This is a genomic window from Roseitalea porphyridii, assembly GCF_004331955.1.
In the GTDB taxonomy this organism is placed as follows: Bacteria; Pseudomonadota; Alphaproteobacteria; order Rhizobiales; family Rhizobiaceae; genus Roseitalea; species Roseitalea porphyridii.
The window spans coordinates 3,372,651-3,386,870 of sequence record NZ_CP036532.1 but is presented as its reverse complement, the minus strand read 5'-3'; the positions used below and the strand labels follow the sequence as shown (position 1 = coordinate 3,386,870).

At 66.6% G+C, this 14,220-nt stretch carries 17 protein-coding genes; 8 read left to right on the top strand and 9 right to left on the bottom strand.

What is annotated here, in order from left to right; all coding sequences use genetic code 11:
- Positions 1-40 precede the first annotated feature (40 nt).
- The 8 genes from E0E05_RS16565 (at position 41) to E0E05_RS16530 (ending at position 6,698) form a co-directional block, all read left to right on the top strand.
- Positions 41-976, top strand: coding sequence for a DMT family transporter (locus tag E0E05_RS16565; protein WP_131618108.1), 936 nt, complete (start codon positions 41-43; stop codon positions 974-976).
- Entirely contained in the window at positions 976-1,368 is a 393-nt protein-coding gene (locus E0E05_RS16560; protein WP_131617692.1) for an AGROH133_08824 family phage infection protein, read from the top strand. The genes E0E05_RS16565 and E0E05_RS16560 overlap by 1 nt, the downstream gene beginning before the upstream one ends.
- A 209-nt stretch (positions 1,369-1,577) precedes the next feature.
- A complete protein-coding gene (locus tag E0E05_RS16555) occupies positions 1,578-2,135 on the top strand; it encodes a F0F1 ATP synthase subunit delta (protein ID WP_131617691.1) in 558 nt (185 codons plus the stop codon).
- A complete protein-coding gene (gene atpA, locus E0E05_RS16550) occupies positions 2,135-3,664 on the top strand; it encodes a F0F1 ATP synthase subunit alpha (RefSeq protein WP_131617689.1) in 1,530 nt (509 codons plus the stop codon). The genes E0E05_RS16555 and atpA overlap by 1 nt, the downstream gene beginning before the upstream one ends.
- Positions 3,665-3,700: 36 nt before the next feature.
- Positions 3,701-4,576, top strand: coding sequence for a F0F1 ATP synthase subunit gamma (locus E0E05_RS16545; RefSeq protein ID WP_131617688.1), 876 nt, complete (start codon positions 3,701-3,703; stop codon positions 4,574-4,576).
- Positions 4,577-4,593: 17 nt separating this feature from the next.
- A complete protein-coding gene (gene atpD / locus E0E05_RS16540) occupies positions 4,594-6,042 on the top strand; it encodes a F0F1 ATP synthase subunit beta (protein ID WP_131617687.1) in 1,449 nt (482 codons plus the stop codon).
- A 55-nt stretch (positions 6,043-6,097) separates the two neighbouring features.
- Complete coding sequence (locus E0E05_RS16535; protein ID WP_039723247.1) at positions 6,098-6,286, top strand: hypothetical protein; 189 nt, start codon at positions 6,098-6,100, stop codon at positions 6,284-6,286.
- 4 nt (positions 6,287-6,290) lie between these two features.
- A complete protein-coding gene (locus tag E0E05_RS16530; RefSeq protein ID WP_131617686.1) occupies positions 6,291-6,698 on the top strand; it encodes a F0F1 ATP synthase subunit epsilon in 408 nt (135 codons plus the stop codon).
- Between the two features lie 58 nt (positions 6,699-6,756).
- Here the strand turns inward: E0E05_RS16530 and E0E05_RS16525 are convergent, their stop codons facing one another.
- The 9 genes from E0E05_RS16525 to E0E05_RS16485 form a co-directional block, all read right to left on the bottom strand.
- On the bottom strand, positions 6,757-7,260 hold the full coding sequence (locus tag E0E05_RS16525; RefSeq protein WP_131617685.1) for a GNAT family N-acetyltransferase: 504 nt from the start codon (positions 7,258-7,260) through the stop codon (positions 6,757-6,759).
- 75 nt (positions 7,261-7,335) lie between these two features.
- Positions 7,336-7,869, bottom strand: a complete 534-nt coding sequence (locus tag E0E05_RS16520; protein ID WP_131617684.1) for an RNA pyrophosphohydrolase — start codon at positions 7,867-7,869, stop codon at positions 7,336-7,338.
- Positions 7,870-7,872: 3 nt separating this feature from the next.
- The gene (locus E0E05_RS16515) at positions 7,873-9,105 is read right to left on the bottom strand and encodes a divergent polysaccharide deacetylase family protein (RefSeq protein ID WP_131617683.1); all 1,233 of its coding nucleotides are present in this window, start codon (positions 9,103-9,105) and stop codon (positions 7,873-7,875) included.
- Between the two features lie 101 nt (positions 9,106-9,206).
- A complete protein-coding gene (locus E0E05_RS16510; protein WP_131618107.1) occupies positions 9,207-10,535 on the bottom strand; it encodes a S41 family peptidase in 1,329 nt (442 codons plus the stop codon).
- Positions 10,536-10,540: 5 nt separating this feature from the next.
- Complete coding sequence (locus E0E05_RS16505; protein WP_244597826.1) at positions 10,541-11,962, bottom strand: murein hydrolase activator EnvC family protein; 1,422 nt, start codon at positions 11,960-11,962, stop codon at positions 10,541-10,543.
- A 65-nt stretch (positions 11,963-12,027) separates the two neighbouring features.
- The gene (locus E0E05_RS16500) at positions 12,028-12,441 is read right to left on the bottom strand and encodes a VOC family protein (protein ID WP_131617682.1); all 414 of its coding nucleotides are present in this window, start codon (positions 12,439-12,441) and stop codon (positions 12,028-12,030) included.
- 78 nt (positions 12,442-12,519) lie between these two features.
- On the bottom strand, positions 12,520-13,005 hold the full coding sequence (gene rlmH, locus E0E05_RS16495) for a 23S rRNA (pseudouridine(1915)-N(3))-methyltransferase RlmH (RefSeq protein WP_131617681.1): 486 nt from the start codon (positions 13,003-13,005) through the stop codon (positions 12,520-12,522).
- A 31-nt stretch (positions 13,006-13,036) separates the two neighbouring features.
- Positions 13,037-13,417: a ribosome silencing factor gene (gene rsfS, locus E0E05_RS16490; RefSeq protein ID WP_039723269.1), complete on the bottom strand. Its 381-nt coding sequence runs from the start codon at positions 13,415-13,417 to the stop codon at positions 13,037-13,039.
- 140 nt (positions 13,418-13,557) lie between these two features.
- Positions 13,558-14,214: a nicotinate-nucleotide adenylyltransferase gene (locus tag E0E05_RS16485; RefSeq protein WP_244597824.1), complete on the bottom strand. Its 657-nt coding sequence runs from the start codon at positions 14,212-14,214 to the stop codon at positions 13,558-13,560.
- Positions 14,215-14,220: the final 6 nt, after the last annotated feature.

Below are 14,220 nucleotides of genomic sequence, written 5' to 3'. Positions count from 1 at the left end.
CGGTCTCCCCCATGGCTGCCGCGACCAACGCGTGCGCCAGATGTCCATCGCCAAGCCAACCACCTACGAACAGGCCATGCCGCCGCTCGCGATCGGCATCGCGCTGTTCGCTTTCTTCTGCTTTTCGGTGCTCGACGCGAGCGCCAAATGGCTCGTCACGGGCGGGCAGGCGGTGCTGTTCGTCGTCTGGGTGCGCTTTGCGATCCAGGCGGTGGTCCTGTTCACGGTCTATCGCGGCTGGTCGAACCGGCGCCTTTGGAGCATGCAGCGGCCCGCCCTGCAGATTCTCAGGGGCCTGCTGCTGCCGTCGATGACCGCTTTCAACTTCCTGGCGCTGCAATATCTGCAGCTTGCCGAGACCGTCTCCGTGCTGCTCGCGTCGCCGATCGTCGTGGCGGCGCTCGCCGGGCCGATGCTGGGCGAATGGGCAGGCCCGCGCCGCTGGGCGGCGATCCTCGTCGGGTTCGTCGGGGTTCTGATCGTCCTGCGGCCGGGAACGGCGGTTTTCGACTGGCCGTCTGTCTACATCCTGACCGCGATGATCGCCTACTCGGTCTATCTGATCCTGACGCGGAAGCTCGCGGCGGTCGAAACGCCCGAGAGCCTGATCTTCTATTCGTGCCTGTTCGGCGTGGTCGCGTTCGCTCCGTTCGCCGTCGATCAGGCGATGATGCCGGCCCGGCCGTCGGACTGGATCGCGTTCGTGCTCGCCGGATTTGCCGGGATGATCGGCCACATGGCGCTGATTCGGGCCAGCGCGCTGGCCGACGCCTCCAAGATCACGCCGTTCATCTATTCGCAGATGGTCTGGATGACGCTGATCGGTTTCCTGCTGTTCGCCGACATTCCCGACGGCTGGACGATCACCGGCATGCTGGTCGTCGTCGCCAGCGGGCTCTATCTGATGGCGCGCGAGCGTGAACTCGCCCGTCGCGGCCGGCTCGCCGCGCGTTCCGCTTCCGAGAAGGTTCCCTGATGCTCACTCTCATTCCACCGCAGACGCCCGGCGAATGGCTCGCCTGGACATCGGCGGTCATCACCATCGTCTTCGGCCTGATCTGCTTCTTCGCCCCGCGCGCCACCTACCGGATCCTGCGCCTGCAGACCCGCCCGGACGTGCCCGAGGCGCTGTCGGAAAGCCGGGCGACGATGAGCGGGTTCTATCTGGGCGTCGGGATCGGGGCGATCGTGTTCCAGCAGCCCTTCGTCTGGCTGGTGCTGGGCGCGGGCTGGGCCTTCACCGCGCTCGGACGGTTCGTTTCGATCTTCGCCGACCGGGGCAACACGAGCTTCAACTGGGGCTCGCTCGCCTTCGAAATCGCCCTTGCCGCCGCACCGCTCGCCTATGGGCTCGGTTACCTGCGCTGAACCGGTCAACGGCGCTTTTTGCCCTGCGACAAAAGGGTGACCGGTTCGCCTTGCACCGCCAAAAGCGCTATGCTAGACGGCGCTGAACCGGCCGCCGGAGGGGACGACCGCTTTCCCGGCTGCCCACAAAAAGCATAATCACTTCAATGTGTTGACTTGCCTTCCAGCGGCAGCGCGACACATGCCCAAAGACAGGGATTTCCAGCGCGGTGGCCAGCCTATCTCCGACTTCCTCCGTTGCCGATCGCTATGCCCGCTCGCTGCACGAGCTTGCCGCCGAAGCCGGAAAGGTGGACGCGGTCGAGGCGGCTCTGGGTGACTTCGAGACGCTGATCTCCGAAAGCGCCGAGCTCAAGCGACTGATCGAGAGCCCCGTCTTTTCCGCCGACGAGCAGGCCGCCGCCATGGACGCGATCCTGGCCAAGGCTAAGATGGAACCGCTCGCGTCGAACTTCATGCACGTGGTCGCGGGCAACCGGCGTCTTTTCGCCCTGCCCGCGATGATCAGGGCCTTCCGCGACATCGCCGCGCGCGAGCGTGGCGAGGCGACCGCCGAGGTGACGAGCGCCGCCGAACTGAACGCGACGCAGGAAAAACAGCTCAAGGCGACGCTGAAAGAGGTGGCCGGCAAGGACGTGAAGCTGTCCGTGACGGTCGACCCTTCGATCCTGGGCGGTCTGATCGTCAAGCTGGGCTCGCGCCAGATCGACACGTCGCTGAAAACCAAACTCTCCTCACTCAAGCTTGCACTCAAAGAGGTCGGCTGATGGACATCCGTGCCGCGGAAATTTCCGCAATCCTCAAGGACCAGATCAAGAATTTCGGTGAAGAGGCCGAAGTCTCCGAAATCGGACAGGTGCTGTCGATCGGCGACGGCATTGCCCGCATCTACGGTCTCGACCAGGTTCAGGCCGGCGAGATGGTCGAATTCCCCGGCGGCGTGCGCGGCATGGCGCTGAACCTTGAGAGCGACAATGTCGGCGCGGTGATCTTCGGCTCCGACCGCGACATCAAGGAAGGCGACACCGTCAAGCGTACGGGCGCCATCGTCGACGTACCGGTCGGCAAGGAACTGCTCGGCCGCGTCGTCGACCCGCTCGGCAACCCGATCGACGGCAAGGGCCCGATCAACGCATCCGAGCGCCGCCGCGTCGACGTGAAAGCGCCGGGCATCATTCCGCGCAAGTCGGTGCACGAGCCGATGTCGACGGGCCTGAAGGCGATCGATGCGCTGATCCCGGTCGGCCGCGGTCAGCGCGAACTGGTCATCGGCGACCGCCAGACCGGCAAGACCGCGATCCTGCTCGACACGTTCCTCAACCAGAAGCCGATCCACGACAACGGCCCGGAAAACGAAAAGCTCTATTGCGTCTACGTCGCCGTCGGCCAGAAGCGGTCGACCGTGGCGCAGTTCGTCAAGGTGCTCGAGGAGCGCGGCGCGCTCGACTATTCGATCATCGTCGCCGCGACCGCCTCGGAATCGGCGCCGCTGCAGTTCCTGGCGCCGTTCGCCGGCTGTGCGATGGGCGAATATTTCCGCGACAACGGCATGCATGCGCTGATCGGCTATGACGACCTGTCCAAGCAGGCCGTCGCCTACCGCCAGATGTCGCTGCTGCTTCGCCGCCCGCCGGGCCGCGAAGCCTATCCGGGCGACGTGTTCTACCTGCACTCGCGGCTTCTGGAGCGCGCGGCCAAGCTGAACGAGGACAATGGCGCCGGTTCGCTGACCGCCCTGCCGATCATCGAGACCCAGGGCAACGACGTCTCCGCGTTCATTCCCACCAACGTGATCTCGATTACCGACGGACAGATCTTCCTCGAGACCGACCTGTTCTTCCAGGGCATCCGTCCGGCCGTGAACGTCGGCCTTTCGGTGAGCCGCGTCGGTTCGTCGGCACAGATCAAGGCGATGAAACAGGTTGCCGGTTCGATCAAGGGCGAGCTTGCCCAGTATCGCGAGATGGCCGCCTTCGCCCAGTTCGGTTCGGACCTCGACGCGGCCACGCAGCGTCTGCTCAATCGCGGCGCGCGCCTGACCGAGTTGCTCAAGCAGCCGCAGTTCTCTCCGCTGAAGACCGAAGAGCAGGTGGCGGTGATCTATGCGGGTGTGAAGGGTTACCTGGACAAGCTGCCGGTCGACAAGGTCGGCGAGTTCGAGCAGGGCCTGCTGACGCACATGCGCGGCGAAGGCAAGGACGTGCTCGACGCCATCCGCACCGAGCAGAAGCTCACCGACGAGATCGAGGACAAGCTCAAGGCCGCGATCGACGCGTTTGCCAAGAGCTTTGGCTGACGCAACGAAGGCGCTGCACTCGAAAGGGTTTGACCGATGCCTTCATTGAAGGATCTCCGCAACCGGATCTCCTCCGTCAAGGCGACGCAGAAGATCACCAAGGCGATGCAGATGGTCGCCGCCGCCAAGCTGCGCCGCGCGCAGGAGGCGGCCGAGGCGGCGCGTCCCTATTCGCAGCGCATGGGCGTGGTGCTGGCCAATCTCGCCGCTTCGGTTGATTGCGAGGAAGCGCCGCCGCTGATGGCCGGCACGGGCAAGGACGAAACGCACCTGCTGATCTGCTGCACCGCCGAGCGCGGACTTTGCGGCGGCTTCAACTCCTCGATCGCCAAGAAGACGCGCGAGGATGTGCGCCGGCTGCAGAACGAGGGCAAACAGGTCAAGATCCTGTGCGTGGGCAAGAAGGGCTTTGACATCCTCAAGCGCGAGTTTGCCTCGCTGATCATCGACCGCATCGACCTGCGCGAGGTCAAGAATGTCGGCTTCGCGGATGCTGACGCGATCGGCAAAAAGGTGATCAAGCTGTTCGAGGATGGCGAATTCGACGTCGCCACGCTCTATTATTCCGAATTCAAGTCGGTGATCAGCCAGGTGCCGACCGGCCAGCAGATCATCCCCGCCTCGAGCCAGGAAGAAGCTTCCGCCGAGGGCACCGACGCGATCTACGATTACGAGCCCGATGCGGGCGCGATCCTCGCCGATCTGGTGCCGCGCAACATCTCGGTTCAGATCTTCCGTGCGCTGCTCGAGAACGGTGCGTCCGAGCAGGGCGCGCGGATGACGGCGATGGACAACGCCACGCGCAATGCGGGCGAGATGATCGACAAGCTGACGCTGGACTACAACCGCCAGCGTCAGGCGCAGATCACCAAGGAACTCATTGAGATCATTTCGGGCGCCGAAGCGCTCTAGAAGGAAGGGTCCGACAGATGGCAAAAGCAGCAGCCAAGAAAGCGGCCGAAGGCGCGGTCGGCAAGATCGAACAGGTCATCGGCGCGGTCGTGGACGTCAAGTTCGACGATGCGCTGCCGGAAATCTTCAACGCGCTGGAAACCGACAATATGGGCCAGCGGCTGGTGCTCGAGGTGGCGCAGCATCTGGGCGAGAACATCGTCCGCTGCATCGCCATGGACGGCACCGAGGGTCTTGTGCGCGGCCAAGCGGTGACCGACACGGGCAAGCCGATCTCGGTGCCGGTCGGCCCGCAGCTTCTGGGCCGCATCATCAACGTCGTCGGCGAGCCGATCGACGAGGCCGGCGAGGTCAAGGGCGAGGAAATCCGCGGCATCCACCAGCCGGCGCCCGAATATATCGACCAGTCGACCGAATCCGAAATCCTGGTCACCGGCATCAAGGTGCTCGACCTTCTGGCGCCCTACGCCAAGGGCGGCAAGATCGGCCTGTTCGGCGGCGCCGGCGTCGGCAAGACGGTGCTCATCCAGGAGTTGATCAACAACGTCGCCAAAGCGCACGGCGGCTATTCGGTGTTCGCCGGCGTCGGCGAGCGCACGCGCGAGGGCAACGACCTCTACCACGAGTTCATCGAATCGGGCGTCAACAAGGAAGGCGGCGGCGAGGGCTCGAAGGCGGCTCTCGTCTTCGGCCAGATGAACGAGCCGCCCGGCGCCCGCGCCCGCGTCGGCCTGACGGGTCTGACGATCGCCGAATATTTCCGCGACCAGGGCCAGGACGTGCTGTTCTTCGTCGACAACATCTTCCGCTTCACCCAGGCCGGCTCGGAAGTGTCGGCGCTCCTGGGCCGCATTCCCTCGGCCGTCGGCTATCAGCCGACGCTGGCGACCGACATGGGCGCGCTGCAGGAGCGGATCACCACGACCACCAAGGGTTCGATCACCTCGGTGCAGGCGATCTACGTGCCCGCCGACGACCTGACCGACCCGGCGCCGGCGACCTCGTTCGCGCACCTTGACGCGACCACGGTGCTCAACCGCGCCATCTCGGAAAAGGGCATCTATCCGGCGGTCGACCCGCTCGACTCCACCTCGCGCATGCTCGACCCGCAGGTGGTCGGACAGGAGCATTACGATGTCGCGCGCGCGGTGCAGTCGACGTTGCAGCGCTACAAGTCGCTGCAGGACATCATCGCGATCCTGGGCATGGACGAACTGTCCGAAGAGGACAAGCTGACCGTGGCCCGCGCCCGCAAGGTCGAGCGCTTCCTGTCGCAGCCCTTCTTCGTGGCCGAAGTGTTCACCGGTTCGCCGGGCAAGCTGGTCGACCTCGCCGACACGATCAAGGGCTTCAAGGGCCTGGTCGAGGGCGAATACGATCACCTGCCCGAAGCGGCCTTCTACATGGTCGGCACGATCGAGGAAGCCGTCGAGAAGGCGCAGAAGCTGGCGGCCGAGGCCGCCTGATGCTAGAACCGTGTTCGGCCGCCGATGAGGGCGGCCGGCGTGGAGGAACGAGCCGATGAACATCAACCTGATTGCCCAGCTTGCCTTTGCCGGCGCGCTTGTCGGGTTCCTGATCGGGCCGAACTCGCTCGACGAGTTCGTCGGCATCTTCCCGGACAACAGCGTGGCGATGAACGTGATCGTCGGCGGGCTGATCGGTGCCGCGCTGGGCGTGGTGGGCTCGTTCGCCAAAGAGATTGATTGAGACGATGGCCGAAGGCTTCCAATTCGAACTGGTTTCCCCCGAGCAACTGCTCGTCTCCACCGAGGTGTCCGAGGTGGTGGTGCCGGGCGCGGACGGCTATTTCACCGTGCTCGCCAACCATGCGCCGACCATGTCGACGCTTCAGCCGGGCGTTGCCGAGGTCAAGCAGACAGACGGACAGGCTGACAAGTATGTGGTGTTCGGCGGCTTCGTCGATGTCACGCCCGAAGCCTGCACGGTGCTCGCGGAGTCGGCCGTCCGTGTCTCGGACATCGACCGCTCCGATCTGGAGCAGCGCATCCAGGACGCGCGCGAGGACCTCGACGATGCCAAGGACGATGACAGCCGCAGCAAGGCGCAGGCCTATCTCGATCAGCTGACGACGCTGCAGGGGGCGATCCTTCCCGCCTGAGGACGGCGTCTTCCGTCATCCGATCGATCAGGAGCGGCCGCCGGCCGCTCTTTTCGTTTCAGTCGACAGCGTGGAATTGCGGCGGGTAGGCCATCGACCCGCGATATCCGCCGAGCCCGCCGGGCGCGAGTTCGAGCGCCTGCAGATAGGGGCCCTGATAGGCGCACTGCACCGGTTCGGCGAGCGCGCGCTTGAAACCGAACCGGCCGTAATAGACCGGATCGCCGAGAACGAACGCGCTGCGCCAGCCGTCGCGGCGGGCATGTTCGAGCGCGCGGCGAACCAGTTCGGTTCCGATCTTGAAGTCGCGCCACTCGGGGTCGACCGCAAGCGGTCCGAGTCCCAGTGCGCGGTCCGGCCCGGTCAGTTCCGAAAGGACGACATGGCCGACCACCATGGCGTCGATCTTTGCAACGAGATCGATGGTGACCGTCTCGCTCTCGACCAACGCGATCGCCAGATCGGCCTCGGCGTCCCGGCCGAAGGCGCGCCGGTGCACCGCGCGCACGGCGATACGGTCTTCGGGCGTCGACGGGCGGAAGACGGTCTTGTTGATGATCATGGCCCATCATGTAGCCACGTCCGATGACAATCAAGCAAAGGCAGGCGCGGATGGCGCGCGACGCGGGCGCCTTGTTCAGGCCCGCGTGCCCGCAAGGTGGCCGAACATGGTCACCACCTGCCGGTAGGCATCGCGCTTGAAGTCGACGATGTTGTCGGCGAGCGTTGCCATGTCGGTCCATTTCCAGGCGTCGAACTCCGGCTTGTGGCCGTCCGGCGGCGGGTTGATGCGGATCTCGCTCTCGTCGCCAAGGAAGCGGAACGCGAACCAGTGCTGTTCTTGGCCGCGATACCTGCCCTTCAGGCCGATGCCCATCATGTGCGCCGGCAGGTCGTAGCGGATCACGCGCGGTGCCCGCTCGATCAGTTCGACGGTCTCGATGCCGGTCTCCTCGAACAGTTCGCGGCGCGCGGCCGGTAGCGGATCCTCGCCGGGATCGATGCCGCCCTGCGGCATCTGCCAGAGCAGCGGCGCGCCCGAATATTCGGTGTTGCCTTCCTTCATGCGCCGGCCGATCCAGACCAGCCCGTCCCGATTGAGCACCATCATGCCGGCGCAGGGCCGGTAGGGCAGGGTCTCGGCCGGCACGGGACGGGTTCGTGACGCCATCGATCACCGGTTCTCGCTGGCAAGGGACGCGACGCCGACCAGTTCGAAGCCGCGCTTCTTGGCATCGTTGGCCCAGTCCGCGACGGTGCCGACGGTCAGTTCCAGCGCCGAGCCGCTGCCGACCGCATAGCCGCGCGCGGACGCCAGTTCCTCGAGTGCCTTCAGCCGGGCCTCGATGTCGGCGCGATCGCGCGAGGCGTCGATGACGATGTCGGCCTGCAGATAGGGCACACCGCGCTGGCGGGCCACGTCGGCGAGCATGTCGGTCCCGGCGGCGCCGTCGTTGAAGAACAGGAGGCCGCGGTAGGCGAGGTCGCCCAGAACCGGCGCCATCGCGTCTTCGCTGGCGGCGAAACGGGCGCCCATATAGTTCATCACGCCGGTGTAGTTGGTCAGCCGGCCGAGCGCCCAGTGAAGGTTTTCCAGGTTCGTCTCGGCCGACGAGGCCAGGCGCAGCGTGCGCGGGCCGGGATTGACGTCCGGATAGCCGTGCGGCTCCATCGGCACCTGCACGAGCAGTTCGTGGCCCTTCTTGCGGGCTTCACGCATCCAGCGCTGCAGCGAGTTTCCTGTCGGCGCGAAGGCGAGGGTGATCTCGGGCGGCAGCGCTTCGATGGCGCGGTGGCTGCCGGTCTGCGACAGGCCAAGGCCGCCGATGACGATGGCGATGCGCTTGCCCCTCGTGCCCGACCATGGCCGCGCGTAGATCTCCATCGGCTGGCGACCGTCCTCGGTTCGCACCGGCAACGGCCCGAACGCACTGTCCTCGAGCGCGGCGTCCTCGGGCAGGTGCGCCACCTGCAGCGGCTGGCCGATGTTGGCGGCGGCCGGATCGCGCACGGTGATGATCTTCGGTCCGCCGGGCGAAACCTGGTCTCCGCCATCGTCGAAGGTGGGCAGCGGCAGGTCCGGGGTCCGGTTCACGGTGTTGCTGCCGCCGACTGCCGCCCGATCGCCGCCGGTCTCCTGCCGCGCAGTATTTCGTGCCACGGCGCCCGTCGTCACCTCGGTGTCCGGCGCCGTCGGTTCCGGTTCGGGCAGTCGCAGCAGCGCCGTCTGCGGGGCCGGATCACCGGCGAGAAGCACCGCCAGATTACCCCCGGCCGCGATGAGCAGCAGGACGGCGGCCGCGACGAGGCCGAAGCGCGTCGACCGTGCGCCACGCCGGGGACCCCGCTCGCGGGGCCGCTTCGGTGCTGGCTTGTCGCGGCCCAAGGGCGCGTGAAGGTCGGTCATGCGAGGTTCCGGGATCCGGCCGGGCGAATCAAAAGGGCCACCGCTCGGCGGTGGCCCCGATGATTATGCGCCATGGCGCGTTTGGCAATGGCGGCCGCCGATCAGTTCGGCAGCGCCTTGGACGGATCGGCCGGGAAGGCGGCATGGGCGACCTCGCCGCGCAGCAGCGACAGCGCGTACTGAAGCTGGTCGTCCTCTTCGGCCTCCTGCGGAACGTAGGCGATGGAGCCCGAGCCGTTCTCGTCCTCGGCCTCGCCCTGGATGTGGCCGCGAAGATCCGATTCGCCGCGTGCCAGTTCGTCCTCGCGTCCCTGCAGTTCCTCGGGCAGCGTCTGCTGGACCTCGATGTCCGGCGTGATGCCGGTGCCCTGGATCGAGTTGCCCGACGGCGTGTAGTAGAGCGCCGTGGTCAGACGCAGCGCGCCGGCCTCGCCAAGCGGGATGATGGTCTGCACCGACCCCTTGCCGAAGGACTGGGTGCCGACGACGGTCGCGCGCCGGTGATCCTGAAGGGCGCCGGCGACGATCTCGGAGGCCGATGCGGAGCCGCCATTGATCAGCACGACGATCGGCTTGCCGTCGAGCAGGTCGCCGCCACGAGCCGAGAAGCGCCGGCTGTCGCGATCGTCGCGGCCGCGGGTGGAGACGATCAGACCCTTGTCCATGAAGGCGTCGGAGATGTTGATCGCCTGATCGAGAAGACCGCCCGGGTTGAGCCGCAGATCGAGAACTAGACCCTGCAGGTTGTCCTCGCCGATTTCCTCGGTGATCTGCTCGAGCCCGTCGCGCAGATCGTCATAGGTCTGCTCGGTGAAGGAGATGACCCGCATGTAGCCGATATCGCCTTCGGCGCGGAACTTCACCGCCTGCAGCTTGATGATGTCGCGGATGATGGTGATCTCGAGCGGCTCGTCGACGCCCTCGCGCAGGATGGTCAGGTCGATGGGCGTGTTGACGGGCCCGCGCATCTTCTCGACCGCTTCCTGAAGCGTCAGGCCGCGCACTTCCTCGCCGTCGATGCGCGAGATCAGGTCGCCGGCCAGCACGCCGGCGTCCTCGGCCGGGGTGCCGTACATGGGCGTGATCACCTTGACGAGTTCGTCTTCCATGGTGACCTCGATGCCCAGGCCGCCGAACTCGCCGCGCGTCTGGGTGCGCATGTCCTCGGCGTCCTCGGCGTTGAGGAACGACGAATGCGGATCGAGGGAGGTGAGCATGCCGTTGATGGCGCTCTCGACGAGTTCCTTCTCGTCGGGTTCCTCGACGTAATTGGCGCGCACGCGCTCGAAGATGTCACCGAAGATCGCCAGTTGGCGATAGGTCTCGGTTCCCGCCGCATTCGCCGGCATGAGCGGCTGACCGGCGACCAGAAGCGTCGAGGCGGCGCCGACCAGCGCGCCGGCGAACAAAAGGCTAGCTCTGCGAAACATCTTGGTCATGTCCTTCCTGCGCCGGTCCGTTCCCACCAGGGGGAGGGGTCGACCGGGTTGCCATTCTTCCTGAACTCAACATAGAGCGTCGGACTGTCATTTTCAGCGGCCGCCGCCGTTACGCCGGCAAGGCGGATCGAGCCCATGATGCCGACCGGCTCGCCCGCGGCCACGAACTGGCCCTGGGAAACCTCGATCCGGTCCATGCCTGCCAAAACCATATGGTATCCGCCACCTGCGTCCAGTATCAGAAGGTTACCATAAGCCCGAAACGGGCCGGCATAAAGCACCCATCCGTCGGCCGGAGCCGTCACGATTGCGTTAGCTGTCGTCTGCAACGTATCGCCGCGAGCCCGGCTGCCAAGACCGTCATCGTCACCAAATGCGGTGATTGTGCGGCCCGCCACCGGTCGCTCGAGCGCGCCGGTCAGCTGTGCGAACGGGGTGGAGGGGGCCATGCGCGTCTGCCGTTCGGCCAGTTCCTCGGCACGCTGCCGGCTCGCCTCGAGCCGTTCCCTTGCCACGCGTTCGGCCTCGCGGGCCGCCTCGAGACGTTCCCGGGCGGCGCGCTCCTCGCTTTCGCGCGCCTGGCGCTCGGCCTCGATGCGCGCCTCGCGCGCTTGGCGTTCGGCCTGTTCGGCCTCGATCCGCGCCCGTTCCGCCGCCTCCTGGGCGGACTGGATGTCCTCTTCGAGCGACATGATCAGGGCCTGAAGATCGCGCGCCTGGTCGGCGAGCGCGGCGGCGCGCTGTTCCTGTTCGGCGAGCGCTTCGGCGGTGCGACGTTCGAGCGCACGCTTTTCCTCGACCAGCACGGTCAGCCGCGCCTGTTCGTCGGCCTGGGCCGCCCGCGCCGTTTCCAGCCGCGTGCGTTCTTCCTCGATCGAGCCGGTCAGCCGGGCGAGTTCGGTCAGGTCGTCCGCCAGCCGCGCGGTCTGGTCGCGCATCTCGGGCACCACCGCGCCCAGCAGGATGGAACTGCGCACCGAGGCGAGCGCGTCGTCAGGGGTGACCAGGATCGCCGGCGGCGGGTTCAGCCCCATGCGCTGAAGCGCCGCAAGCACCTCGGCCAGAAGCGCGCGCCGTTCCCAAAGGCTGACGTGCAGATCCTCGGCCTGCGCCTCAAGGCTCTCCAGTTCGTCTTCGAGCGCCAGGATATCGAGCCCGAGCTTGCGCTCGGTCTTGGCCGCCGCGATCAGCGCGGTGGTGATGTCGGCCCGGTCGGAACGGATCGCCTCGATCTCGCGGGCCAGTTCGGCGGCCCGCTCGTCGGCGACGCCGCGCTCGCGCAGGATCGCGTCCAGTTCCTCGACGGACCGGCCAAGGCGCGCTTCCATGTCGGCCGTCACGACATCGCTGTCCGGCGCGCCGACAGGCTGGGCGTGACCGACCACCGGTCCCACGGCAAGCAAGGCGCCAAGGGACACGGCCCGAAGCCGCGCGCGGAAGGCCGGAGAGGCACGCCGACCGGGAGGTATGCGAACCCCTGCCGTCACGATTGCCCGACCGCCTCGCTGATCTCGAACAGGTGGCCGTCCGGATCGCGGAAGAAGCAGCGCACTTCCATGCCCCGGTCACGGGGCGGGGTGAGGAAACGGGCGCCGCGCGCCGACAGTGTCTCGTAGGCGGCGCGGCAATCCGGAACGCGGATGGTCATGGCATGAGCGACGGTGTTCGCGTCGGCCGGCGGCGCCATCGTCACGTCCGGCTTGTCGTCCGTGGGCGCGCCGCCGGTGACCAGAAGGAGCCAGCTTTCGGCGAAACGCAGTACGACGGACGTGCCGCCATACTCGCGGACAACCTCGGCGCCGAGCACATCGCGATAGAAGCTGCGCGATGCGTCGATGTCGCCGACGACGAGAATGTGCGTCATCTCCATGCCGGCGGCGGGGAAGGTTTCGGCCATCGGTTGCCTTTCGGGCGCGTGATTTGCCTGTCTGAGGGCGAATCTAGACCGCTTCGCGGCGGATGTGAATCGCCCGCGTCAGCTTCGATGATAGGGATGGCCGGAGAGGATGGTGACGGCGCGGTAGAGCTGCTCGGCAAGAAGAATGCGGACGATCTGGTGCGGCCATGTCATGCGGCCGAGCGAGAGCGTCAGATCGGCGCGATCGCGCACGGCCGGCGCATGGCCGTCGGGACCGCCGATCGCCAACACCAGACGGCGCGTGCCGTGATCACGCATGTCCGACAGGCGCGTTGCGAAATCGTTCGATGTCAGTGACTTGCCGGTCTCGTCGAGCGCGATCAACGCGGTTCCGCGTTCGGCGCCGAGCGCCAGGCACGGCCCGGCTTCCTCGGTCTTGCGCTGCTCCCCGGTGGCGGCGCGGCTTTCGGCGATCTCGGTGACGCCGCCCCAGGTCAGGCCGACGGCGGGGCCGGCCTTGTCCAGCCGGTCGGCGTAGCGGCCGGTCAGTTCACGCTCAGGGCCCTTCTTCATGCGGCCGACGGCGAACACGATCAGCTGCATGGCGAAATGGCTGCGGCGCGCGGACGGCTGCTCAGTGCAGCGTGTCCGCCTCCGCCTGGTTGTCCTCGGCCCACATCTTCTCGAGCGCGTAGAAGTCACGCACCTCGGGACGGAAGATGTGCACGATCACGTCGCCCGTATCGATGAGCACCCAGTCGGCGCTTGCCTGGCCTTCGACGCGTGCCGCGCCGAACCCGGCATCCTTGAGCGCGCGCAACAGGTGATCGGCCACCGCGCCGACATGGCGGTGCGACCGGCCCGATGTGATGACCATGTAGTCGGCAAGCAGTGACTTGCCCTGGATGTCGAGGGAGACGGTGTTTTCGGCCTTGGAGTCGTCCAGGCTCGCCAGGACGGTCCGAAGGATCTGGTCCGCAACGGCGCGGCCGTCGGGATCAGAGGGCGAAGGCATGGTGTCCGCCTTCTTCAGGGTCTGTGTTCTCAAGAGCTTCCTTTCAATGAACACGGGACACATATGGACGATTCGGCGCCCACACCCACAAAATAGGCACGGGCACCTCACAGTTTCAAGACAAGTTGGTTTACCTTGCGTTAACCGGACGCGACATCGCCGCCGCGGGCGGTCTGCGTGCCGGCGCGGATCGCCGTCGAGGACAGCGGCGAACGCGGTCCGTGGATGAAGGTCCAGGCCGGTGGCCGCAGATGCGCCAGAAGCGCCGCGTCGCTCTCGTCGATGCGGGCATGGGCGAAGGTCTTGGCCATCACCGAGGACAGGAACGACAGCGTCGAGCCCGGCCGGTCGATCACCGCGATCGGAAACGTCATGGCGATGCCGCGCCAGTTCTGCCAGTGGTGGAAGGTGGCCAGATTGTCGGCGCCCATGATCCAGACGAAGCGGACGCCCGGATTGCGCGCCTTGACCAGAGCCAGCGTCTGCGCGGTGTACTGCACGTTGTAGCGCGCCTCGAACGCGGTGATCCTGACGCGCGGGTCCTCGTTCATCCGCTCGCACCAGGCGATCCGGTCGGCGAGCGGCGGCAGCCCGTCATTTCGCTTGAGCGGGTTGCCGGGCGTGACCATCCACCAGACCTGGTCGAGCGCCATGCGTCGCAGCGCCAGTTCTGCGACCAGCAGGTGTCCGTCATGGGGCGGGTTGAACGTGCCGCCGAACAGGCCGACCGCCATGCCCGGTTCGACATGCGGCATGCGCAGGGTCGCGCTGTCCACGCCTTCATGGTCGAACGTCATGGCTGT